Origin of the sequence: Thermithiobacillus tepidarius DSM 3134 (assembly GCF_000423825.1) — a bacterium.
GTDB lineage: Bacteria > Pseudomonadota > Gammaproteobacteria > Acidithiobacillales > Thermithiobacillaceae > Thermithiobacillus > Thermithiobacillus tepidarius.
The window spans coordinates 13,141-37,126 of record NZ_AUIS01000015.1; the positions used below are offsets into that span (position 1 = coordinate 13,141).

The 23,986-nt window shown below is 68.6% G+C and carries 19 protein-coding genes and 1 CRISPR repeat array; of the genes, 8 read left to right on the plus strand and 11 right to left on the minus strand.

What is annotated here, in order from left to right:
* Positions 1-122 precede the first annotated feature (122 nt).
* The 3 genes from cas9 to cas2 are packed head-to-tail and all read left to right on the plus strand — an operon-like array spanning position 123 to position 4,585.
* Entirely contained in the window at positions 123-3,311 is a 3,189-nt protein-coding gene (cas9, locus tag G579_RS0108675; RefSeq protein ID WP_028989873.1) for a type II CRISPR RNA-guided endonuclease Cas9, read from the plus strand.
* Positions 3,312-3,315: 4 nt separating this feature from the next.
* Positions 3,316-4,260 carry a type II CRISPR-associated endonuclease Cas1 gene (cas1, locus tag G579_RS16720; protein WP_038019099.1) on the plus strand — a complete coding sequence of 315 codons (945 nt, stop codon included), beginning with the start codon at positions 3,316-3,318 and terminating at the stop codon, positions 4,258-4,260.
* A gap of 16 nt (positions 4,261-4,276) precedes the next feature.
* Entirely contained in the window at positions 4,277-4,585 is a 309-nt protein-coding gene (gene cas2, locus G579_RS0108685; protein ID WP_028989874.1) for a CRISPR-associated endonuclease Cas2, read from the plus strand.
* 62 nt (positions 4,586-4,647) lie between these two features.
* Positions 4,648-5,079: a CRISPR direct-repeat array (repeat unit 36 nt; unit sequence ATTGTAGCTTTCCGGGGTGAGAGAGGGAACTACAAC).
* Positions 5,080-5,108: 29 nt separating this feature from the next.
* On the opposite strand, the gene G579_RS0108690 is transcribed toward cas2, so the two are convergent.
* The 11 genes from G579_RS0108690 to def form a co-directional block, all read right to left on the minus strand.
* Complete coding sequence (locus G579_RS0108690; protein ID WP_028989875.1) at positions 5,109-5,675, minus strand: class I SAM-dependent methyltransferase; 567 nt, start codon at positions 5,673-5,675, stop codon at positions 5,109-5,111.
* 96 nt (positions 5,676-5,771) lie between these two features.
* Positions 5,772-6,299, minus strand: a complete 528-nt coding sequence (moaB, locus tag G579_RS0108695) for a molybdenum cofactor biosynthesis protein B (protein WP_028989876.1) — start codon at positions 6,297-6,299, stop codon at positions 5,772-5,774.
* 44 nt (positions 6,300-6,343) lie between these two features.
* Positions 6,344-7,801, minus strand: a complete 1,458-nt coding sequence (locus G579_RS0108700) for a TrkH family potassium uptake protein (RefSeq protein WP_028989877.1) — start codon at positions 7,799-7,801, stop codon at positions 6,344-6,346.
* An 8-nt stretch (positions 7,802-7,809) separates the two neighbouring features.
* Entirely contained in the window at positions 7,810-9,186 is a 1,377-nt protein-coding gene (trkA, locus tag G579_RS0108705; protein ID WP_028989878.1) for a Trk system potassium transporter TrkA, read from the minus strand.
* Positions 9,187-9,271: 85 nt separating this feature from the next.
* A complete protein-coding gene (locus G579_RS0108710; RefSeq protein ID WP_230973828.1) occupies positions 9,272-10,660 on the minus strand; it encodes a sigma-54-dependent transcriptional regulator in 1,389 nt (462 codons plus the stop codon).
* Positions 10,657-12,960 (minus strand): sensor histidine kinase, encoded by a 2,304-nt coding sequence (locus tag G579_RS16725; RefSeq protein ID WP_051181259.1) that lies wholly within the window; start codon positions 12,958-12,960, stop codon positions 10,657-10,659. Before G579_RS16725 ends, G579_RS0108710 begins: the two co-directional genes overlap by 4 nt.
* Positions 12,933-13,487: a DUF4390 domain-containing protein gene (locus G579_RS19175; protein WP_028989880.1), complete on the minus strand. Its 555-nt coding sequence runs from the start codon at positions 13,485-13,487 to the stop codon at positions 12,933-12,935. Before G579_RS19175 ends, G579_RS16725 begins: the two co-directional genes overlap by 28 nt.
* The gene (gene rsmB / locus G579_RS0108725; protein ID WP_028989881.1) at positions 13,484-14,776 is read right to left on the minus strand and encodes a 16S rRNA (cytosine(967)-C(5))-methyltransferase RsmB; all 1,293 of its coding nucleotides are present in this window, start codon (positions 14,774-14,776) and stop codon (positions 13,484-13,486) included. Before rsmB ends, G579_RS19175 begins: the two co-directional genes overlap by 4 nt.
* A 56-nt stretch (positions 14,777-14,832) precedes the next feature.
* A complete protein-coding gene (gene htpX / locus G579_RS0108730) occupies positions 14,833-15,705 on the minus strand; it encodes a zinc metalloprotease HtpX (RefSeq protein ID WP_211218695.1) in 873 nt (290 codons plus the stop codon).
* A gap of 13 nt (positions 15,706-15,718) precedes the next feature.
* Positions 15,719-16,690: a methionyl-tRNA formyltransferase gene (gene fmt / locus G579_RS0108735; protein WP_028989883.1), complete on the minus strand. Its 972-nt coding sequence runs from the start codon at positions 16,688-16,690 to the stop codon at positions 15,719-15,721.
* 4 nt (positions 16,691-16,694) lie between these two features.
* Entirely contained in the window at positions 16,695-17,198 is a 504-nt protein-coding gene (def, locus tag G579_RS0108740; protein WP_028989884.1) for a peptide deformylase, read from the minus strand.
* Between the two features lie 137 nt (positions 17,199-17,335).
* Here def and G579_RS0108745 point away from each other — a divergent pair, with 137 nt between their 5' ends.
* From G579_RS0108745 to dprA, 5 genes are all read left to right on the plus strand, one after another.
* Positions 17,336-18,028, plus strand: a complete 693-nt coding sequence (locus tag G579_RS0108745; protein ID WP_230973829.1) for an ABC transporter ATP-binding protein — start codon at positions 17,336-17,338, stop codon at positions 18,026-18,028.
* Positions 18,025-20,556: an FtsX-like permease family protein gene (locus G579_RS0108750; RefSeq protein ID WP_038019107.1), complete on the plus strand. Its 2,532-nt coding sequence runs from the start codon at positions 18,025-18,027 to the stop codon at positions 20,554-20,556. The genes G579_RS0108745 and G579_RS0108750 overlap by 4 nt, the downstream gene beginning before the upstream one ends.
* Entirely contained in the window at positions 20,556-21,650 is a 1,095-nt protein-coding gene (locus tag G579_RS0108755) for a lipocalin-like domain-containing protein (RefSeq protein WP_051181261.1), read from the plus strand. Before G579_RS0108750 ends, G579_RS0108755 begins: the two co-directional genes overlap by 1 nt.
* Before the next feature lie 97 nt (positions 21,651-21,747).
* On the plus strand, positions 21,748-22,815 hold the full coding sequence (locus tag G579_RS16730) for a LysM peptidoglycan-binding domain-containing protein (protein ID WP_051181264.1): 1,068 nt from the start codon (positions 21,748-21,750) through the stop codon (positions 22,813-22,815).
* Positions 22,816-22,820: 5 nt separating this feature from the next.
* Positions 22,821-23,930, plus strand: coding sequence for a DNA-processing protein DprA (gene dprA / locus G579_RS0108765; protein WP_028989888.1), 1,110 nt, complete (start codon positions 22,821-22,823; stop codon positions 23,928-23,930).
* Positions 23,931-23,986 lie beyond the last annotated feature (56 nt).

Here is a 23,986-nt window from a genome sequence, read left to right on the forward strand (position 1 = left end):
GCAAAAGACCCGACATGCTTGCGCAGAGGTCGGGTCGGGTTCGGTTCTAAGACCTTATTGTAGCAACGGCTCTCACCCCGGAAAGCTACAATGTTTCCTAGCATAGTTTACGAGAAATCCACATGCAAGCTCCATCCAAGGCTGAATACACACTCGGGCTGGACATCGGCATGGCCTCAGTCGGTGCCGCGCTGCTCACGAATGATCGCATCCTTGCTTTGCACGTCCGCGCCTTCGACAAGGCCGAAACCGCCAAGGAAGGTGAATCGCTCAACGCCATCCGCCGCGCGGCGCGCCTGACCCGGCGACGCCTCCGACGCCGCGCCCATCGCCTCTTGCGCCTGCGCCGCCTGTTTAAGGGCATGGGCTTGCTCGACAGCCAAGATCCTGCCGCCCTTTTCACCGGGAAATCGCCCTGGGTATTGCGCAGCGAAGGACTGGATCGGCGGCTCACATCTCCGGAGTGGGCCGCTGTCCTCTACCACATCGTCAAACACCGGGGTTTTCACTCCAGCCGCAAGAGCGAGGCCAAAGCCGATGAACAAATCGGCCAAATGCTCAGTGGCGTCAACCGCATCAAAGAGCTGCTGGCAAACACGGGATTGCGCACTGTCGGCGAATTGGCTGCCAAGCATGAGGCGTTTGCCGAGGCCAAGCGCAACAAGGGCGGCGCCTACACCCACACCTTCGCCCGCGCGGACCTCGCCGCCGAACTGAGCTTGCTTTTCGCGGCGCAACGGCGCTTCGGTAATCGGCATGCTGACGCCACCTTCGAGAGCGCCGTCCGCGACCTGCTCATGGCACGCCGGCCGGCTTTGTCGGGCGAGCGCCTGCTCAAGATGGTGGGCAAGTGTACCTTCGAGCCCACAGAGTTCCGCGCCCCCAAGGCCAGCCATAGCGCCGAACGCTTCGTCTGGCTGACCCGGCTCAACAACCTGCGCGTCAGCGGCTTGGGCGAAACGCGCCCGCTCACCGATAGTGAGCGGGCAACGCTGATGGAATTGCCCTTCGCGCAGGCGAAGTTGACTTATAAACAAGCGCGCAAGCTGCTCGGCTTGGCTGAGCATGAGCGCTTCGCCGGTCTCGACTATCGCGATAAGGATCCGGAAAACGCCACACTCTTCGAAGCCAAGGCCTTTCATGCGTTGCGCAAATCATATGAGGAGGCGGGCCTGAAGGCGCTCTGGCAGCGTGACGCCCTGGATCCCGAGCGGCTGAACACCTTGGCCCATGCCCAAACCGTGTTCAAGGAGGACGGCGAGGCCCGTGCATGGCTGGCCGGGCAAGGCGTGGAGCCGGAAATCATCGAGGCCGTGCTCAACGTCGCCTTCAGCGACTTTGTCCGGCTGTCGGTCAAAGCCCTCCGCCGGATCATTCCGCATATGGAAACCGGACTGCGCTACGACGAAGCCGTGCGGGCGGCCGGCTATGTGCACCATAGTCAGCTTCCCGGGAGCAAGAGGGCCTTGACCATCCCGCGCATCAGCAAGGACGATTTTCCCAATCCCGTGGTCTACCGGGCACTCAATCAAGCGCGCAAGCTGGTCAATGCCATCGTGCGTGAATACGGGCCGCCCGTACGCGTGCACATCGAGCTCGCCCGCGATCTCAGCAAGTCATTCGACGAACGCAAAAGGATCGAGCGCGAGCAGAAGAGTTTCCGTGAAAACAAGCAAAAAGATATCGCGGACTTCGTCGAGCGCTTTGGCGTCACTCCGAAGGGAGCAGACCTCGTCAAATGGCGGCTGTACCGCGAGCAAAATGCCCAGTGCGCATACAGTCAGAAGGCCTTCGACCTCGATCGCCTGTTCGAGGACGGCTACGCCGAGATCGACCACATCCTGCCCTACTCGCGTAGTTTCGACGACGGTATGAGCAACAAGGTGCTGGTGCACACAGCGGAAAACCGCAACAAGGGCAATCAGACGCCTTATGAATACCTAGACGGCCAAAGTGACAGCGAACGCTGGCGCCGCTTCGTTGCTTGGATCATGGGCAACAAGGCTTACCGGCAAGCGAAGCGCCAGCGCCTGCTGCGCAAGGACTTTGGCGAAGCGGCCGCTCGCGAATTCCGCGAGCGCCATCTCACCGATACCCGCTACATCGCCCGAAGCTTCAAGCGCTTGGTGGAAAGGCACTTGCAATTGGCGGGAGATACGAGCAACACGCGTTGCATGATCCTCTCCGGCCAGCTCACGGCCTTCCTGCGCGCCCGCTGGGGATTGCTCAAGGTGCGCGAGAATGGCGATCTGCACCATGCCCTTGATGCCGCGGTGGTGGCCGCGTGCAGCCAGGCGATGGTCAAGCGGCTGTCGGATTATTCCCGGCGCGGGGAGCTGGAGCAGGTGCGCAAAGGTTACATCGATCCAGAAACAGGGGAAGTCCTGGATCTCGCCGCCCTGCGCCGGCTGGAAGCACAGTTTCCCACGCCTTGGTCCCACTTCCGCGATGAGCTGCTGGCTTGGCTGTCCGCCGACCCGGCAACCCGCTTGGCCCGCTTGCCCAATTACCCGGCGAAACAAGCCCAACGCGCACGTCCCGTTCGCGTCTCCCGGGCACCCACCCGCCGTGGCACCGGACAGGCTCACCAGGAAACCATCCGCTCAGCCAAACGGCTTGGCAACGGGGTGAGCACGGTCAAGACGCCGCTGCAAAATCTCAAGCTGAAGGACATCGAAAAAATCGCCGGCTTTGATGACCCGCGCAACGCTACATTGCTCGAGGCCATCCGCCAACGTCTGGAACAGCACGGCGACGACGGTAAAAAAGCCTTTAAGGAACCCCTCTACAAACCCGGCAAGCCCGCCCCCGTGATCCGTTCCGTCAAGCTCATGGAAACGCAGAAAAGCGGCCTGGCCGTACGTGGCGGCGTCGCCAACAACGGCAACATGCTGCGGGTGGATATCTTCACCGATGGAAAACGCTTTCATGCTGTCCCATTGTACGTGGCCGATGCCATCAAGGCGGAATTGCCCAAGCGAGCGGTGGTGGCTTACAAACCGGAAGCGGAGTGGACCGTGATGGATGACAAGTACGCCTTCCTCTTCAGCCTCCACCCGAATGACTGGGTGGTGGTTACATTGAAGGGTGCAGGCCAACCGCTGGCGGGTTATTTCGCGGGCCTGGACCGTTCCACGGGTGCAATCTCACTGTGGACGCACGATAGGAACCAAACCGTCGCCAAAGACGGCCTCATCAGAGGAATCGGCATCAAGACCGCGCTGGCCATCGAGAAATTCCACGTGGACATGCTCGGCCGGCTGCACCGGGTACGGCAGGAAACCCGTCAACGCCTGAGGCGCGCGGGCTGAAGCCATGGCGTGGCGCAGCATCGTCATTACCCAGCCGTCCCGCCTGCGGCTTGCGCAGCGCGCCTTGCTGGTCGAGCAGGACGAGGGCACCGTGCGCGTGCCGCTGGAGGACATCTCGGTACTCGTGATCGACCAACCCCAGGTCAATCTGACCGCCCAACTGCTGTCCGCCTGCGCGGCCCGACAGATCGCCGTCGTCACGGTGGGAGATGATCACCACCCCAACGGCGTGCTGCTGCCCCATCTGCCCCACAGCCGGGCGCTCAAGGTCATGCGCGCCCAACTGGACATGAGCCAGCCGCGCCGCAAACGGCTCTGGCAACACATCGTCCAGCGCAAGATACACAATCAAGCGGCAGTGTTGGACCGGCATGACCCGATTGCAGCCCACCGCCTGCGTCAGCTTGCACGCGATGTGCGCTCCGGCGACACGGGCCACGCCGAATCCCAAGCCGCCCAGCTTTACTTCCGCAGCTTGTTCGGACCGGGCTTCAGCCGCAATCACGCGTGTTTACACAATGCCGCACTCAACTACGGCTACAGCATCATCCGCTCCGCCTTGGCGCGCCACCTGGTCGCCTACGGCTTCCTGACCGCCTTCGGCCTGCATCATCGCAGCGAACAGAACGCCTTCAACTTGGCTGACGACCTGATCGAACCCTTCCGCCCCATTCTGGATGCCCATGTGCTACGCAGCTACCCGCCGGGCTGCGAAGAGCACGACCTGACCCGCGACGACAAAGCCTATTTGGTGAGCGTGCTGCATGAGGACGTGGCGCTGCACCGCGCCGACGGCTTGGCGGGCAAAAGCACTTTGCTTGCCGCCGCCGAAGCCAGCGTGATCAGCCTCGGTCAGCGCCTCGAAGACGACGCAACGCAACTCACGCTGCCGGGACCGCTCCCGACCGTCGAGCCCGGCTGGTCATCGAGCTGCGAGGACCATGAGTAAGGAGACCCGCCGCTTCATGCGCCTGCTGGTGTTTTTCGACCTGCCGACCCTCACCCGCGCCGAGAAGCGCGCTTACACGCTCTTTCGTCGTTTTCTGCTGCAGGACGGCTACGATATGATCCAATGGTCGGTCTATGGGCGCGTGGTGAACGGATTCGACGACATGGAGACGCACATCAAGCGCCTATCCGCCAATCTGCCTCCCGAAGGATCGGTGCGTTGCCTGCAGATCAGCGAAAAGCAGTTTGCCCAAATGAAGCTTCTGGTTGGCCTGCCCAAAATTCAGGAAAAGAAGGTCAATGCCGCTCAACTGCTACTGCTATGAGCCGAAAATTCATCGGCAAAAACCCGCTTCTGCCAAGGCAGGAGCGGGTTTCCGAGAAGGGCATTGTAGCTTTCCGGGGTGAGAGAGGGAACTACAACCGACCCGGGCAGTGGGGCGGCGCTCGCGCCATTGTAGCTTTCCGGGGTGAGAGAGGGAACTACAACGCGCGACGAGGTTGTTGCGCAGATAACGCAATTGTAGCTTTCCGGGGTGAGAGAGGGAACTACAACTCGCTGGCCAGCTCGGTCACCGGCGCCGGTATTGTAGCTTTCCGGGGTGAGAGAGGGAACTACAACCTACTGCAGATTACGATGTCACATTGCGCCATTGTAGCTTTCCGGGGTGAGAGAGGGAACTACAACGCCAGCGGTCAAGGCGAGCTACGAGGCCGCATTGTAGCTTTCCGGGGTGAGAGAGGGAACTACAACCGTGCTGGCTTTCGTCGCCGCGCCTTCGTTATTGTAGCTTTCCGGGGTGAGAGAGGGAACTACAACCCCGCAAAAGGGCGTCGCTGTGTTTTTTATCAGCAACTGCTCGGCGCTCGCGCCACCACCCAGGCCCGATCTCCCTCCTCACCGCAGTGCAGCAGCTCCAGTCCCTCGCACAGGGCTACCAGCTCCCCCGCCCGCAGCCGGAAGGCTTCGCTGATCGGTCCGCGCTCGCGGCGTGGTCCCAGCCAGGTTTCGTAGAAGAGCAGGCCGCCCGGGCGCAGGGCGGCCGTGAGCGCGGGGAAGAGGGGGCGGTGCAGGAAGTTGCTGATGACGATGGCGCCGAAGCTGCCCGGCGCGGGCGGGTCGCGGGTGACGTCGCGGCAGGCGGTGGCGATGGCCAGGCCTTCGGCCTGCGCCGCCCGCGCCAGCGCCGCCAGGGCGCTGTCGGCGTAGTCCCAGGCGTGGGTGTGCAAACCGCGCCGAGCCAGGAAGAGGGCGTTGCCGCCGCGCCCGCAGGCGAGGTCCAGGGCCGTGCCGTGGGCCGGCAGCAGGTGGGCGTGATGCCGCAGCACGGCACAGGCCTGCGCCGGCTCGTCGGCATTTTCGCTGTAGCAGGCCTGCCAGCGGCTGCGGCGTTCGGTTTCGTTTTCTTCGCTCATGCGCCGGGATCTCCGTGGTCAAAAGAACGAGGCGCTGCTTGGCGCAGACAGCGGATTGCGAGCCAGCTCGCTCCTACGCCACTGGGGCAGCCCGCCTCACTTTTCGTCGCGGATGCGCGGCAGCAGCTCGGCCAGGTTGCAGGGGCGGTGGCGGATGTCGAGCTGCGGCAGGATGATCTCTTCCACGCCCAGGCGGCAGGCGCCGGTGGAGCCGGGCAGGAGGAAGACGATGGTGCCGTCGCAGATGGCCGCTTCGGCGCGGGACTGGATGGTGCTGGTGCCGATCTCGGCATAGGAGAGCTGGCGGAACAGCTCGCCGAAGCCGGGAATCGGCTTGCTGACCAGGGGCAGGAGGGCCTCGGGGGTGATGTCGCGGCCGGTGACGCCGGTGCCGCCGGTGCTGACGATCACGTCCACGCCGGGATCCTGGATCCAGTCGCTGAAGGCTTGGCGCAGGGTCATCAGGTCGTCGGGCACGATGCGCCGGGCGGCGACGTGGTGGCCGGCCCTCGCCACCAGCTCGGCGATGGCGTCACCGGATTTGTCCGTTTCCGGCGTGCGGGTGTCGGAGACGGTGAGCACGGCCACGCTCAGGGACAGAAACGCGCGTTGAGTGTCGATCATGGCAGGTCCTTGGCTGGGGTGGATGCGCCAAGCATGCCATATTCCTAGTAGCGCCAAAAGGCGCGGGTGAAGAGCACCAGGAAGGTGTAGATTTCCAGGCGGCCCAGGAACATAGTGAAGGTCAGGATCCACTTGGCCAGGTCGGACAGGCCGCCGTAGTTGCTGGCGGGGCCGACCTGATTCAGGCCCGGGCCCATGTTGTTGATGTGGGCGATCACCGCGCTCATGGCGCTGATGAAGTCGACGCCGGCGGCGCTGAGGGCCAGGGTGGCGACGGCCATGCTGGTGACATACAGAAAGAAGAAGCCCCAGATGGCGGTGATGATGGGCTCCTCCACCCGCCGGCCGCCGAACTTGACGAGGTCCAGGGCGTCGGGATGGATCAGGCGCTTCATCTCGCGCAGCCCCTGCTTGAGCAGCAGGATGGCGCGCACCATCTTGATGCCGCCGCCGGTGGAACCCGCGCTGGCGGCAAAGCAGCTGAGCACCAGCATGAGCAGGGGCACGAAGATGGGCCAGAGATTGTAGTCGGTGGTGGCGAAGCCGGTGGTGCTGGCGATGGAGATCACGTTGAAGCTGGCGAAGCGCAGCGCGCTCAGCAGGTCCGGATAGGTGCCGCGCGCCCACAGATAGAGGGCGGCCAGCACGACGGCGCTCAACATCACGCCCACAGTGCCCAGGGTTTCCGGATCGCGCCAGTAGGGCAGCAGGCTCTTGCGCCGCAAGGCGATGAAGTGGGTGGCGAAATTGATGCTCGCCAGCACCATGAAGACCATCAGGATGAACTCGATCAGCGGCGAGTGGAAGTAGGCGATGCTGGCGTCGTGGGTGGAAAAGCCACCGGTGGAGAGGGCGGAGAAGCTGTGATTGACGGCATCGAAAGGACTCATGCCCGCCCACCACAGGGCCGCGGCGCAAAGTGCGGTGAGCCCGGCGTAGATGAACCACAGCGCCTTGGCGGTGCTGGTGATGCGCGGGGTGAGGGCGGTGTCCTTCATGGGTCCCGGCGTCTCCGCCTTGAAGATCTGGCGACCGCCGACGCCCAGCAAGGGCAGGATGGCCACCGCCAGCACGATGATGCCCATGCCGCCGATCCAGTGCAGCAGGTGGCGCCAAAAGTTGATGGCGTGCGGCAATTCATCCAGGCCCGAGAACACCGTCGAGCCGGTGGTGGTCAGGCCGGAGGTGGTCTCGTACATGGCGTCGGTGAAGCTCGAGGTGACGCCGCTCAGCAGCAGCGGCAGGGTGCTCGCCAGCGGCAGCAGGACCCAGGCGGCGCCGACGATGAGAAAGCCGTCGCGGTTGCGCAGCTCGCGCTTGGCGCGGCGCACGGGAAACCAGAACAGGGCGCCCACGAGAAAGGTGATGACGTAGGAGTCGAGGAAGGCCAGGGTGCCGCCGTCGCCGTAGTACCAGGCCACCGCCTCGGGCAGCAGCATGAACTGGGCGAAAATCATCAGGAGCAGGGCCAGCACCCGTTGCACTTCGCGGATTTGGATCATCCCTGCCTCTAGAAGAAAGTGAAGCCGACCTGGAAGAGCTTTTCCACCTCGCGCACGCGCCGCTTGTCGATGACGAAAACGATGACGTGGTCCTCCGCCTCGACGACCGTGTCGTGGTGGGCGATCAGCACCTCGTTGCCGCGCACCAGGGCGGCGATGTTGACGCCCGGCGGCAGGCGGATTTCCTCCAGGCGTCGGCCGACGACCTTGGAGGTGCTGCGGTCGCCGTGGGCAACGATGTCCAGCACCTCCGCCGCACCGTAGCGCAGGCTGTGCACGGCGGCCACGTCGCCGGCGCGCACGTGGGCGAGCACGGAGCCGATGGTGGCCCAGTGCGGGCTGACCGCCACGTCGATGCCGGTGCTCTGCACCAGATCAGCGTAGGCGGCGCGGTTGATCAGGGAAAAGGTCCGCCGCGCGCCCAAGCGCTTGGCCAGCATGGCCGACAGGATGTTGGCCTCGTCGTCATTGGTGACGGCGATGAAGAGGTCGGTCTCGCGGATGCCCTCCTGGTTCAGCAATCCCTCGTCCGCTGCGTCGCCGCGCAGCACCAGACTGCGCCGCAGCTGCTCGGCGGCATAGAGGGTGCGCTTGGGATTGTGATCGATGACCTTGACCGCCAGGGAACGCTCCTCCAGCGCCTTGGCCAGGCGCAGGCCGATGTTGCCGCCGCCGGCGATGAGGATGCGCTTGTAGTCCGGCTCGCGGATGCCCAGCTCGCCCATGACCGCGCGGATATCCTCGCTGCGGGCGATGAAGAACACCTCGTCGCCGGGCTCGATGACCGTGTTGCCCTCGGGATTGATGGCGCGGGTGCGCCGGTAGATGGCGGCGACCCGGGTATCCACATGCGGCATGTGCCGACGCAGGTCGCGGATGGCGTGACCGATCAGGGGACCGCCGGGCACGGCCTTGACGCCCACTAGGCTGACCCGCCCTTCCGCGAAGGACTGCACGCGCATGGCGCCGGGGTATTCCACTAGGCGCAGGATGTATTCGGTGACCAGCGCCTCGGGGCTGATGAGCACGTCCACCGGGAAGGTCTTGGCATCGAAGAGATTGCGGTGGCTCCAGTACTCCGGGGCCCGGATGCGGGCGATCTTGGTGGGGGTGTGGAAGAGGGCGTTGGCCACTTCGCAGGCGACGATGTTGGTTTCGTCGCTGCTGGTGACGGCGAGGAGCAGGTCGGCATCCGTGGCGCCCGCCTGCTCCAGCACCGAGGGAAAGGCGGCGTGGCCGGTCACGGTCTGGATGTCCAGGCGGTCGCGCAGCGCGGCGAGCAGGTCCGCGTTGGCGTCCACCACGGTGATATCGTTGTTTTCCGTGGCCAGGCTTTCCGCCACGGAAGAACCCACCTGGCCGGCACCCAGGATGATGATTTTCATGTATCGCTATGACCCGTGAAAAGTGAAAGCCGGGGCGTGAACGGCCGCCCCTTTCACGAATCGCCGTCCCTGCCCCTCCGCCCGCTCAATAGGGAATGCCCAGGCTCTTCAATTTGCGGTAAAGATGGGTGCGTTCCAGGCCCACGGCCTCGGCGGTGCGCGCAATATTACCCCCGTTGCGCGCTAAATGGTACTCGATGAAGGCGCGCTCGAACTTGTCGCGGGCCACCTTCAGCGTGCCGCTGAACTCGTCGGCCTCCATATCGCTGATGGCGGCGCGGTTGTCCAGGCCGAGGGCGCGCTCCACCTCTTCGCCGCTGACCTCCGGACCCTCGGACAGGATGAGCAGGCGCTCCACCAGGTTCTGCAGCTCGCGCACGTTGCCGGGCCAGGGATAGTGGGACATCACCTCCAGGGCCGCCGGGCTGAAGCGCCGCGGGCTCAGGCCGTCGCGCTCGCCGTAGAAGCGCACGAACTCCGCCACCAGCAGCGGAATGTCCTGGCGCCGCTCCGCCAGCGCGGGGACGCGCAGGGGCACCACGTTGAGGCGGTAGTAGAGATCCTCGCGGAAGCGGCCCGCCTGCATTTCGGCGCGCAGGTCGCGGCAGGTGGCCGCCACCACGCGCACGTCGACCTGCACCGGCACCATGCCGCCCACCCGGCGCAGGCGGCCCTCCTGCAGGGCGGACAACAGCCGCGCCTGGGTTTCCAGGTCCATGTCCGCGATTTCGTCGATGAAGAGCGTGCCGCGATGCGCCTGCTCCAGCCGGCCGCTGTGCACCTGCCCCTCCTGCTCGCTGCCGAAGAGCTCCACAGCGATGTTGGGCTGAGTGATGGCCGCCGCCTTCAGATCCACGAAGGGGCCCTTGGCGCGGCGGCTGTGGGCGTGCAGATAGCGGGCGGCCACCTCCTTGCCGCTGCCGGGCGGGCCGCTCAGCAGCACCCAGGAGTCGCTCTGGGCGACGCGCTCCAGTTGCTGGCGCAGATGAGCCGCCGCCAGGCTGTCGCCGCTGGGGGCGCTCACCGGCCGCGCCTGGCGCTTGAGGTCCACGTTTTCCTGGCGCAGGCGCGCGGCTTCCAGGGCATGGTCGATGGTGAGCAGGGTCTTGTCCAGGGACAGGGGCTTTTCGATGAAGTCGTAGGCGCCGAGCTTGGTGGCCTCCACTGCCGTCTCCACCGTGCCGTGGCCGGACATCATCACCACCGGCGGCTCCAGGCCGCGGGCGGCCCAGCGCTTGAGCAGGGAGATGCCGTCCTCGCCGGGCATCCAGATGTCCAGGAGCACCAGGTCCACCCGCTGCTCCCGGCGCACCGCCTCGGCCTCGGCGGCGGAGGCGGCCAGCAGGACCTGATAGCCCTCGTCCTCCAGGATTTCCTTGAGGGATTCGCGAATGTCCGGCTCGTCGTCCACGATCAGGATGCGGGCGAGCACTTCGTCGCTGCGCCGGTCTTCCATAGCGGGTTCCATGTTCATGCCACTCCCTTGTGCAGGATGCGGGCGGGCAGGGTGATCACGATGCGCGCCCCGCCCGTGGGTCGGTTGTCGGCGGTGATCTGGCCGCCGTGCTCCTCCACCATCTTTTTGACAATGGCCAAGCCCAGGCCCGTGCCCCGGGGCTTGCTGGTCACGTAGGGCTCGAAGACGCGCTCCAGCAGCTCGGGCGGGAAGCCGGGGCCGTCGTCGGCCACGGTCAGCTGCACGCGCAGCTCGCCGTTGCCGCCGCCCTGGGCGCGCGTCCTGATCTCGATGCGGTGGCCCTCGGACAGGGCGTCCAGGGCATTGCGCAGCAGATTGTGCAGCACCTGCCGCAGGCGGCCGGCGTCGGCCTCCACCAGGGGCAGGGTCGGGTCCAGGTCGGTTTCGATGTAGATGCCTTTGGCGGCGGCATCCCCGGCGATCGGCAGGCTCGCCGGCGTGATCAAATGCTGCCCCTGCTCCCGGTACAGTTCCAGGGTCTCGTTGATCAGCGCATTCAGGTCCAAGGGCCGGATGCGCAGCTGCGGCTGGCGCGCGTACTCGGAAAAGGCGTCCACCATGACCTTGAGGGTTTCCACCTGATTGATGATGGTGCGGGTGGCGCGGTCCAGGGGTTCGCCGGCCGCGCCGAGCTGCGCCAGATATTTGCGCCGCAGCCGCTCGGCGGAGAGTTGGATGGGGGTGAGCGGGTTCTTGATCTCGTGGGCCAGGCGCCTGGCCACCTCGCTCCAGGCCGCGCTGCGCTGCGCCTGGATCAGGGTGGTGATGTCGTCGAAGACCAGCACGAAGCCGGCCGGGCCGTGAACCGCGGGCGCACTCTCCTGCTCCTCGACGGGCCGCGCCGGGGGCAGGGGGGCGCCGCGCAGGAGCAGGGTCTGCTTGCCCAGCACCCGGTCCAGCACCAGCTCCTGCTGGCAGTCCCGTTCCGGATGCGCCAGGCAGTTCTGCAGCCAACCGAAGAAGGGCGACAATTCCGGATGGCGGGCGATCAGCTCCGCCGCCGACAGGCCGAGCTCCTCGTCGAAGGGAATGCGCAGGATGTGGGCGGCGGCGGCATTGATCACCGCCAGCCTGCCCTCGGCGTTGAAGGTCATCACGCCGGTGGACAGGTGCGCCAGGATGGTCTCCACGAAGGCGCGGCGCTCCTCGGCCTGGGCCTGGGCCTGGGCGGCGCTGCGCTGGGCCTGGGCCAGCTGGCGGGTCATGCTGTTGAAGGAGTGCACCAGGATGCCCATCTCATCGTGGCCGGCGCCGGGCAGCACCGGCGCGAACTCGCCGCGCGCCACGGCGCGGGTGCCCGCCGCCAGATGGCCGATGGGCGCCGCCAGGCGCCGCGACAGGAACAGGCTCAGCCACAGGGCGGTCAGGCCGGTCACCAGCAGGACGCTGGTGAGGCTGAGCTTGAAAGCGGTCTTCATGGGATCGCGCATGAGCTCCAGCCGCTGATAGCGCTTGTAGGCCAGCTGCACGCTGTCGGCGGCGGCGGTGAGCTGGCGCGGCAGGGGATTGACCACGTACAGGAGACGGCGCGGCGGCGCCAGCCGGGTGCTGGCCACCGGCACCAGGACCTTGATCACGAGATCGCCGCGGGCATTGGGCTCCACCACGGCGTAGGGCCGGCTGCCGCGGGCGACGGCCAGCATGTCGCCGGTGGGCAGGGCGGGCGCCAGGGTCAGGCTGTCGCTGCTGGTGCCGATAATGCGGCCGTCCTCCTCCAGCAGGGTGGCCTCCGCCAGCCGGAACTGGGCGCGCATGCGCATGAGGGTGGCCAGGGGCTTGTCCTCGCCCTGCTCCTCCAGCGCCCGGGCAATGCTCTGCGCCGCGCCCAGGGTATCGAGGCGGCTTTGCTCGATGCTGCTGCGCGCCACGCTGAGGGCCTGATCCAGGGCATCGCGCACCTCCACGCTGAACCAGGAGTCGATGCCGCGGTTCAGGAAGAGCCAGGAGAAGCCGAACACGGCCGCCGCCGGCGTGACCGTGAGCACGGCGATGATCAGCACCAGACGCGCCGCCAGGCGGGTGCCCAGGATGCCGGCGCGCCACTGCCGCCACAGCACGAAAATGTTGAAGAGAATGAGGGCAAAGAGCAGCACTACGGCGGCGCCGTTGCCGATCAGTAGGGGAATGAAGAGATCCCCGTAATCGCGGCCCTGGCTGGCGATGTAGGTGAAGGTCAGCGAGGCGCCCAGGGCCAGGAGCAGGATCACCACCCCCCAACCACTGGCGAAGCCGCCGCCCAACCGTCCCACCCCGAGGGTGGAAAGGCGGCTCACGGGCGCAGTGCGACGCTCTTCCATGGGCTGTCCATCCCCCAGTCGGAGGTCATGGCGCTCAGGCGCAGGGCCAGCGGCAGGACGGAATTGTCCAGGCGGATGCGCACGTACACCTCATAGGATTCGTTGGGGCTCAACAGGACCTCGTCCACCAAAGGCAAATCCCGCACCCGCTCCAGATAGGCCAGCGCCTGGGGCCAACCGGCGAAGATGCGGCGCGCGCCGGTGCTCGGTTCATCCACCAGATACAGGCGCGTCAGCGGGTGATACTGCACGTAGCGCACCTGGCGCACCAGCGCGATGGTGTCGCCCCAGATGAGCGGACGCGGCTGCTCCACCTTGGCCTCGGTCACCAGCGCCAGGGTGACGCCGCGATCCAGCAGCTCGCGCAGGCGCGGCGAGGTTTGCAGATTGAAGCGGGCGCTCACGTAGTATACCTCGTCCTGCTTGCTGACCTGCACGCTGTCCACCTGGAAATTGGCGGCGACGGCGGGCAGGGGCAGGAGCAGGGCAAACAGGAGCAGGATCCCGATGGGCCAGCGGACGGTCACGCGGCCTCCTTTTCGAGCACCGCGTAGAAAAAGCCATCCATGCCGTCGGCGCCGGGCAACACCTGCCCCGTCCCCGGCAACGCCAGGCAGCGGGCATCGGCATGGCTGGCGCAGAAGGCGGCGATCTGCTCGGCATTCTCCGTAGGCAGCACGCTGCAGGTGGCGTAGACGAAGCGCCCGCCGGGCCGGAGCAGGGGCCAGAGGGCCGCCAGCAGCGCCCGCTGCCGGGCCGCCAGCGCCGGGATGTCCCCGGCGCGGCGCAGCAGCTTGATGTCCGGATGGCGGCGGATCACGCCGGTGGCCGAGCAGGGGGCATCCAGCAGGATGCGATCGAAGGGCACGCCGTCCCACCAGGCGTCCGGCTGCGCGGCATCGGCGGCGATCAGGCGGGCTGCCGGCAGGCCGAGGCGCTGCAGGTTTTCGCGGATCTGTCCCAGGCGCCGCGCGGAGATGTCCACCGCCCACAGGTCAAGGTCCGCCAGTTCCAAGAGGTGCGCGGTCTTGCCACCGGGGGCGGCGCAGGCGTCCAGCACGCGCTCGCCCGGCTGAGGGTTCACCAATGGAGCTGCTAACTGGGCCGCGCCGTCCTGCACCGAAACCCAGCCCTCGCGCCAGCCCGGCAAGCTTTCCACCGCGACCGGGGCGTCCAGCACCACGCCCGCCGCCGTCCGCGCCTGGCCTTGGGCCGCGAAGCCGGCTGCGGCCAGGTGCGCCAGATAGGCTTCGCGGGCCAGCCGGCGGCGGTTGACGCGCAGCACCAGCGGCGGATGGGCGTTGTTGGCCGCCAGCACGGCCGGCCAGTCCTCGGGATAGGCCGTCTGCAGCGCCTCGACCAGCCATTGCGGGTGCGAGCTGGCCACCGCCGGCCCCATGCCGTCCAGGCGCGCGTCCAGCGCCGCGCGCTCGCGCAGGTAGCGGCGCAGCACGGCGTTCACCAGGCCGCGCGCCCAATCCTTGTCCAGCTGGGCGGCCAGGGCGACGGCCTCGTTGACGCTGGCCGGCGCGGGCGCGCGCGACGCCTGCAGCTCGTAGAGGGCGACCAGGAGCAGGGCCTTGAGATCCTGATCGCGCGCCTTGAGCGGCTTGTCCAGCAGCAGGTCCAGCAAGGCCTCCAGCCGCTGCGCCCAACGCGTGGCATTGTAGGCGAGCCACTGGGCCTGGCGCTGATCGCGGGCGGACAAGCCCTGCAGCTGCAGGGCGTCATCCAGGGATCGGCCCGCCCACACCTGCTGCAGGGCCAGGGCCGCGCGCAGCCGGGCCGAGGCGGGCGGAGCGGAAGACGTTGCCACGGGTCGTGCGGAGTCCTGCCGGGCGGGCTTCAGCGGGCGCCGGGCCGGGGGCAAGCTCACGCCACCCCCATGTCCCGGGCGATGTAATGCAGTCGCTCGATGCGTTCGCCGGTATTGGGATGGGTTGCAAACAGCCGCATGATGTCCTCGCCGCGCAGCGGGTTGACGATCATCATCTGCGCCGTGGTCGGATGCGCCTCGGCGCCGGCGAGCGGCACCTGGTGGGCGGCCTGCTCGATCTTTTCCAGCGCCGCGGCCAGGGCCAGCGGATCGCCGGAAATCTCCGCCCCGCCGCGGTCGGCGCCGAACTCGCGGGTGCGGGACACGGCCATCTGGATCAGCATGGCCGCCACCGGGGCCAGGATGATCACCAGCATGGCGCTGAACACGCCCAGCACGCCGTTGTTCTCGCGCTGCTGGCCGCCGAAGAGCATGGACAACTGGCCGAACTGGGCCAGGGCGGCAATGGCGCCGGCCACCGTGGCCGCCAGGGTGGAAATCAGGATGTCGCGGTGGCGGACGTGGGCCAGCTCGTGCGCCAGCACGCCGCGCAGCTCACGCGCGCTCAGGAGGCGCAGGATGCCGCTGGTGACCGCCACCGCCGCGTGCTGGGGATTGCGGCCGGTGGCGAAGGCGTTGGGCGCGTCATCGGGAATGATGTAGACCCGCGGCATGGGCAGGCCGGCCCGCTCGGACAGCTCGCGCACGACGCGGTAGAGCTGCGGCGCGCCGTGCTCGTCCACCTCCTGGGCGTTGTACATGCGCAGCACCATGCGATCCGAGGACCAGTAGGCCCACAGGTTGGTGCCGGCGGCGAAGAGCAGGGCGATCAGCATGCCGGTCTGGCCGCCCAGGGCACCGCCGACCAGCATGAAGAGCGCGGTCAACGCGGCCATCAGGAGCGTCGTCTTAAACCAGTTGCTCAGCATGGTTGCCTCCTGCTCAAGCGGAAGGGGCGGCCGGACTGCCCAAAAGCTCGCCCGGTTCCGGACGGTAGCCGTTGATGAAATCGCCGATCTCCACCGGCGCCTTGCCGGGCATCTGCACCTTCTGCAGGGCCAGGGCGCCGTCGCCGGTGGCCACCCAGAGATTGCCGGCGTCCGCGCGCATGATGGTGCCGGGCAGCGCCGCGGGCAGGCCGGTGGGCGGGATCGGCCGGGCCTCCCAGATGCGCAGCGTCTTGCCGCGGAAGCGGGTTTCCGCCACCGGATAGGGATTGAAGGCGCGCACCAGGCGGTCCAGATCCGCCGCGGCGAGCTGCCAGTCCAGCAAGGCTTCCGCCTTCTTCAGCTTGGGCGCGTAGGTGGCGCGCTCGTGATCCTGCGGCTCCGGATGCAGCCGGCCGTCCCACAGCCGGTCCAGGGCCTCGCGCAGCGCCTCGGCGCCGAGCTGCATGAGCTTGTCGTGCAGGCTGCCGCCGGTCTCCCGCTCCTCGATGGGCAGGCGCCGCACCCACAGCACGGGCCCGCTGTCCAGCCCCCGCTCCATCTGCATGATGCTGATGCCGGTCTCCGTCTCGCCCTGCTCGATGGCGCGCTGGATCGGCGCCGCCCCGCGGTAGCGGGGCAGCAGGCTGGCGTGGATGTTGATGGCGCCCAGGCGCGGAATGTCCAGGACCGCCTGCGGCAGCAGCAGGCCGTAGGCCACCACCACCATCAGATCCGGCTGCAGCGCCCGCAACTGCGCCTGCACCGCGGCATCCCGCAGCGTGGTCGGCTGCAGCACGGGCAGCCCGTGGGCCACCGCCGTGCGCTTGACCGGGCTCTCGGCGACGGCGCGACCGCGCCCGGCCGGGCGATCCGGCTGCGTCAGCACGGCCACCACCTCCTCCGGGCCGCGCAGCAGGATCTGCAGCGGCGGCACGGCGAACTCGGGGGTGCCGGCGAAAATGACGCGCCTGCCGCCCGCGGCCATGGACCTAGCCCGCCTGCCGCTGACGCTTGGTCAGCTTCTTGCGGATGAGATTCTGCTTCAGGCGCGACAGGTGCTCCACGAAGATGCGCCCGTGCAGATGGTCGATCTCGTGCTGCAGGCACACGGCCAGCAGGCCATCGGCCTCCAGCTCCAGCGGCTTGCCCTGCAGGTCCTGGGCGCGTACCTTGATCCGCTCGGCCCGTTGCACGAGTTCGTAGACGCCGGGCACGGACAGGCAGCCTTCCTTCATCTCCTCGATGCCATGGGCCTCGATGATTTCCGGGTTGACCAGGGTCAGCAGTTCGTTGCGGTTTTCGGAGATATCCACCACGATCAGCTGCTGGCCCGCGGCCACCTGCGGCGCGGCCAGGCCGATGCCGGGCGCGTCGTACATGGTTTCGGCCATGTCGTCGGCCAGCCGCAGGATATCCTTATTGACCCGAACGATGGGCGTGGCCGGGCGGTTCAGGCGCGGATCCGGGTATTCCAATATATCGAGCAATGCCATTTTTTCGGTCTCGCAATGCAGAATGATCGTGCCGGCCGCATCCCGGCCAAGGCACAGTTTCAACTTAGATTCGCATAGAATAGTTTTTGCTTCAAAGTTTAGCCTATTTGGCGCCGCTTTTTCAGGACCTTTCGGGAGTGCTTCGCTTGCTGTCCATCCATCAGTTGTGCAAAGCCTACGGCGGCCCCCAGGGGCGGCCAGTGCTGCGCGACGTCGATCTGACGCTGGCGGCCGGTGACTATGTGGCCATCATGGGCGAAAGCGGCACCGGCAAGTCCACCCTGCTCAACCTCATTGCCGGCCTGGACACCCCCGACGCCGGCCGCATCCTGCTGGCCGGCCGGGAGCTGACCGGCATGGGCGAGGCGGAGCGCACGCGCCTGCGGCGGCGCAGCATGGGCTTCGTGTTCCAGGCCTTCCACCTGCTGCCCCATCTCACCGTCGCCCAGAACGTGGCCCTGCCGCTGGCCCTGAACCAGGTGCCGGCCAGCCGGCGCCGGGCGCGGGTGCAGGCCCTGCTCGCCGCGGTCGGCCTGGCGGCGCGCGCCGACAGCTATCCGCGCGAACTGTCCGGCGGGCAGATGCAGCGCGTGGCGGTGGCCCGCGCCCTGGTGCACGAGCCGCAGCTGCTGCTGGCCGACGAACCCACCGGCAACCTGGACCAGGACAGCGCCGCCCAGGTGCTGGAGCTGCTGCGCCGGCAGGTGCGGGAGCACGGCTGCACCGCCATCCTCGTCACCCATTCGCGCAGCGCCGCCGCCAGCGCCGACCGCGTGTACCGGCTCGATGCCGAGGGCCTGCACCTCCAGGCCCCCGCCAGGACGCCATGAATCCGCGTGAGGCGCTGTCCGGCTGGGCGCTGCTGTGGCAGGCGGCGGTGCTGGGCTCCCTGCGCCGCAATCTCGGGCGCGCCGCTCTGAGCGTGCTGGGCATCGCCTTCGGCGTGGCGCTGGGGGTCGCCGTGACCCTCATCAACGGCGCGGCGGTGAACGAGTTCAGCCAAGCGGTGCGCAGCCTGTCGGGGGAGGCGGACCTGGTCCTGCGCGGGCCGCGCGCGGGCTTCCCCGAAAGCCTCTATCCGCAACTGGCCCGCGACCCGCAGGTGGCCCTGGCCAGCCCGGCGGTGGAGGTGGAGGCCACGCTGCCGGGGCGCGACGCCACCCTCAAGCTCGTCGGCCTGGACCCGTTCCGCGCCCTGCGCCTGCAGCCCATGCTGCTGGCCCCGGCCGGCATGGACGAGGATGATCTGCTGGCGCCCGACGTGGTCTTCCTGAGTCAGGAGGCGGCCCGCTGGCTCGACGTGCGGCCGGGCGACCGGCTGGTCATCCAGGTGGGACTTCGCGCGCGGACGCTGCGGGTCGGCGGCCTGCTGCCGGCGGCCGGGCCGCGCCAGCGCCTCGGGGTGATGGACATCGCCGGCGCGCAGTGGTTCCTGGGGCGGGTCGGCCGGCTCGACCGCGTCGACCTGCGCCTGCGGCCCGGCGTGGACCCGGCCGCCTTCCAGGCGCGCTGGCAGTCGCGCCTGCCGGCCGGTTTGACGCTCGCTCCGCCCCAGGCCGCCGGCCAGCGCGCCGAGAATCTGTCGCGCGCCTATCGGGTGAACCTCACCGTGCTGTCCCTGGTGGCGCTCTTCACCGGCGCCTTCCTGGTCTTCTCCACCCTGGCCATGGCCGTGCTGCGCCGGCGCGCGCAACTGGCCCTGCTGCGCGTGCTCGGGGTGACGCCGCGCGGCCTGGTGCTGCTCCTCCTCGGCGAGGGCCTGCTCATCGGCCTCGTCGGCGCGGCCCTCGGCCTCGCCCTCGGCGTGGGCCTGGCCGCCGCCGGCCTGCAGCTCCTGGGCGGTGACCTGGGCGGCGGCTACTTCCAGGGCGTGCGCCCGCAATTGCAGCCGGACGCGGGCACTCTGTTCATCTTCTTCGCCTTGGGCGTGGGCGTCGCCCTCCTTGGCGCCCTGGCCCCGGCCCTGGAGATGGCCCGCACGGCGCCGGCCCCGGCGCTTCGGGGCGGCGACGTGGAACGCGCCCTGGGGCGCCTGCACCGGGCTTGGCCGGGCCTGCTGCTGCTCGGCCTCGGCCTGCTCGCCACCCGCGCCCCGCCGGTGCGCGATCTGCCGCTCTTCGGCTATCTCGCCATCGCCCTGATGCTCGTCGGGGTGGTGCTGCTGATGCCCACCCTGCTCGGCGGGATCACCCGCCGCCTGCCGCTGCCCGTCGCCGCGCCGGCGCAGATCGCCGTGGCCCAGTTGCGCGGCGCGCCGGGGCAGGCGGCTGTGGCGGTGGCCGCCATCGTGGTCAGCTTCAGCCTGATGGTATCCATGGCCATCATGGTGGCCTCCTTCCGCCAGTCGGTGGACGACTGGCTCGGCCAGGTGCTGCCCGCCGACCTCTACCTGCGCGCCAACCAGACCCTGGGCTCGGCCTTCTTCGCGCCGGCGGACCAGGCCGTCATCCGCGCCACGCCCGGGGTGCGCGAGGTGCAGTTCCTGCGTGCCCAGGACCTGCTGCTGGCCCCCGACAAGCCGGCGGTGGCGCTGCTGGCCCGCGATCTCGATCCCGCGCGGATCGGCGCGCATCTGCCGCTGCTCGACGGTCCGCTGGCGCCGCCGGCGGGCGGTCCGCCGCCCGTGTGGATCTCGGAGGCGGTGCAGGACCTCTACGGCTACCGTCCCGGCCAGATCGTCCACCTGCCCATCGCCGGCCGGCAACACGCCTTTTTCGTGGCCGGCGTGTGGCGCGACTACGCGCGCCAGTGGGGCGCGATCGTGCTGGAGCGGCCGCTCTACCGGCGCCTGAGCGGCGACGACGGCGCCAGCGATGCGGCCATCTGGCTCACGCCCGGGGCGACGCCGCAGGGGGTGATCGCGGCCCTGCGCGCGCGCCTGCCCCTGGGGCGGCAGGTGGAGATGCGGGTGCCGACCGAGATCCGCCAGATCAGCCTGGCCATCTTCGACCGCAGCTTCGCCGTCACCTACGTGCTGGAGGTGGTGGCCATCCTCATCGGCCTCTTCGGCATCAGCAACAGCTTCAGCGCCCAGGTGCTGGCGCGGCGCGGCGAGTTCGGCATGCTGCGCCATCTGGGCATGGACCGGCGCCAGATCGGCGCCATGCTGGCCACCGAGGCGGGCATCGTCGGCGCGCTGGGCGTGGGCGTCGGCCTGCTGCTCGGCTGGGTGATCAGCCTGATCCTGATCTTCGTGGTCAACCGCCAGTCCTTCCACTGGAGCATGGACCTGCACCTGCCCGGGCCGCTGCTGGCGGGTCTGGCCGGGCTGCTGGTGCTGGCCGCCACCCTGACCGCCGTGGGGAGCGCGCGCCAGGTCATGGGCCGGGACATCGTGCGCGCGGTGCGGGAGGAATGATGGCGTCCGGCCGCCGCCCCGCGAAGCGCAGCCGGCGGCTGGCCGTACTCGTCTTGCTGCTGCCGCTGGCCATGGCCGCCCAGGCGGCGCCGGTGCATTACCCGCCGGTGCTGCCCGGCGCGGCCCTGCGCTTTCCGGCCGACCAGGGCAGCCATCCGGCCTTCCGCACCGAGTGGTGGTATGTCACCGGCCGCCTGGAAAGCGACGCGGGCCCGCTCGGCTTCCAGATCACCTTCTTCCGCAGCCGCCCGTCCCGGGACTGGCCCAATCCCAGCGCCTTCGCGCCGCGCCAACTGCTCTTCGCCCACGCCGCCCTGGCCGACCCGCGTCAGAGCCGGCTGCTGCACGACGAGCGCGCCGCCCGCACCGGCTTCGGTCTGGCCGAAGCCCTGGCGGGCCGCACGGCGGTCTGGATCGACGATTGGTCCCTGCAGCAGACGGGCGCCGGCTATCGCGCCCGCATTCCGGCCAAGGACTTCACCCTGGAGCTCACCCTGACCCCCAGTCAGCCCATCCTGCTGCAGGGCGACGCCGGCTTCAGCCAGAAGAGCCCCGAGCGCCTGGACGCCAGCTATTACTACAGCCAGCCGCAGCTGCGCGTCACCGGCACCGTGCTGCGCCAGGGCCGGCGGCTGCCGGTGCAGGGGCGGGCCTGGCTCGACCACGAGTGGTCCAGCCGCGTCCTGCACCGCGAGGCGAGCGGCTGGGACTGGCTGGGCCTCAATCTGGACGACGGCGGGGCGCTGATGCTCTTTCGCATCCGTGATGCCCGGGGCGGCGTCCTCTGGGCCGGCGGCACCCACCGGGACGCCGCCGGCCGCCGCCGCAGCTTCCGGCCCGACGAGATCCGCATGACGCCCGTCACCCACTGGACCTCGCCGCGCACCCGGGTGCGCTACCCCGTGGCCTGGGACGTGCGCGTTCCCGGCCTGCAATTCCGCCTGCAACCGCTCATGGCCGATCAGGAGCTGGACGCCCGCGCCAGCACCGGCACCATCTACTGGGAGGGCGCGGTGGATGCCGTGCAGGACGGCCGCCGCCTCGGCCAGGGCTATCTGGAGCTGACCGGCTACGGCCAGCGCCTGCGCATGTAGGGCATGTGTTTTCGGGAAAATGTGCTAATTTGGGACAATAAGCCGGGAGCCGCGCGCGGCTCCTACAAAGCAGATAAAAACACCACAAAGGACTGTCATGCTGCGCCACCTGAAGCCCCTTGCCCTGGCTAGCCTGAGCCTGGCCCTGCTTGCCCCCGCCCCGACCCCCGCCGCCCCCCGCGACGGCGGCGACCGGCTCCGCATGGTGCCGGGCCGTCACCTGCCTTATGAATACGTGGTGAAAAAGGGCGACACCCTCTGGGACATCGCCGCCCGTTTTCTGAAGAATCCCTGGCAATGGCCGGAGATCTGGGAGCGCAACTCCTACATCACCAACCCGGATCTCATCTATCCCGGCGACCTGCTGGTCTTCGACCAGCGCGACGGCATGCTCAAGCTCAAGGTGGTGCGTGCCGGCCCGCAGGCGCGCGCGCTGCCCCTGGAAGCCATCCCCACCGTGCGCGCCGAGCTGATCCTGCCCTTCCTCAACCGCCCCGGCATCGCCACCGACGAGGAGCTCAAGCACCTGCCCTACGTGCTGGCCAGCAAGGACGCGCGAGTCATCTTCGGCCAGCATGACGTGGTCTATGCCCGCGGCTTCGACGCCGATGCCGCTCAGCGCTACGACGTGGTGCGCCTGGGACCCGAGCTGGTCGACCCAGGCAGCCGGCGGGTGCTGGGCCACCGGCTGGATCACCTGGGCGTGGCCGAGGTGCTGGACGACGGCCCGGTACGGCGCCTGCGCATCGTCGAGGCTTACCAGGAAATCCGCCCCGGCGACCGGCTTCTGCCGCAGCCGGCCAGGACCGGGCTGCACTTCATGCCGCGGGCGCCGGCGCAGGCGGTCAACGGTGTCCTCTTCGCGGCGGAGCAGAGCGTCAACGAGCTGGGGCAGGGCGCGGTCGGCATCATCAACCTGGGCACCCAGGCGGGCGTGGAGCCGGGCCAGGTGCTCACCGTCTACCGCAGCGGCCGCCGGATCGACGACCCGGTCACCGGCAAGCCCGTGGTCCTGCCCGAAGAGGCCATCGGCACCGTCATGGTGTTCCGGCCCTTTGCCCGGGTGAGCTACGTGCTGGTCATGGACAGCATCCAGGCCATCCGCCTCGGCGACAGCGTGCGCAGCCCGGCGGCGGGCGAGCGGCAAGCCCGACTGGAGCGCTAAGCCTCATGGCCTTGGCCGACTGGCTCGCCTTCAACCGCCTGCCCGGGGTGGGACAGCGCGGCCGGCTGGCGCTGCTGGCCCAGTTCGACGAGCCGGCACGGCTTTTTGCGGCGGGCAGCGGCGCCTGGCGGGCGGCCGGGCTGGGCGGCAAGACGCTGGAGGCCCTGCAGGGCGGTCCGGCGGCCCTGCTGACCGAGGACGATCGCGCCTGGCTGGCGCAGGCCGACACCGAGGTGCTCACCTGGAACGATCCGGACTATCCGCCGCTGCTGCGCGAAGTGCCGGACGCCCCGGTGGTGCTGTATCTGCGCGGCCGGCGCGAGCTGCTCGGCAGTCCCATGCTGGGCGTGGTGGGCAGCCGCAGCCCCACGCCGAGCGGCGCGGCCACGGCCCAGGCCTTTGCCGAGCACCTGAGCCTGGCGGGCCTGAGCATCGTCAGCGGCCTGGCCGCCGGCATCGATGCCGCCGCCCACCGCGGCGCCCTGGCCGGCTCGGGCCGCACCATCGCGGTCATGGGCACCGGTCCGGATCGCATCTATCCGCGCCAGCACCATGAACTGGCCCGGCAGATCGCCGCCACCGGCCTGCTGATCAGCGACTACCCGCCGGGCACGCCGGTGCGGGCCAGCCAATTTCCCCAGCGCAACCGCATCATCAGCGGGTTGAGCTACGGCGTGCTGGTGGTGGAGGCGGCCCTGCAGAGCGGCTCGCTCATCACCGCCCGCTTGGCGGCGGAGCAGGGGCGCGAGGTCTTCGCCATCCCCGGCTCCATCCACTCGCCCCTGAGCCGCGGGCCGCACAAGCTGCTGCGCGAAGGCGCCAAGCTGGTGGAGACCGCCCAGGACGTCCTGGAGGAGCTCGGCCCCCTGCACGGGGCCCTGCAGGCCGCCGTCGGGAACGGCCCGGCCGCTGCGGCCACGGCGGCGCCGACGGACCCGGAACAAGCACAACTGCTGGGGGTCTTAGCTTATGATCCTCAGCCCTTTGATCTGATCGTCAAGCACAGTGGATTGACGCCCGACAGGGTTTCCGCCATGCTTCTAAACATGGAGTTGGACGGTTGGGTCGCCAGCTGCCCCGGAGGGCGCTACTGCCGTGTGCCACGGGGCGCCTAGAGCTTGCTCCCCTTGGGGAGCAAGGCCATGCCACACCTTCTTTGCTTCACCTTGTC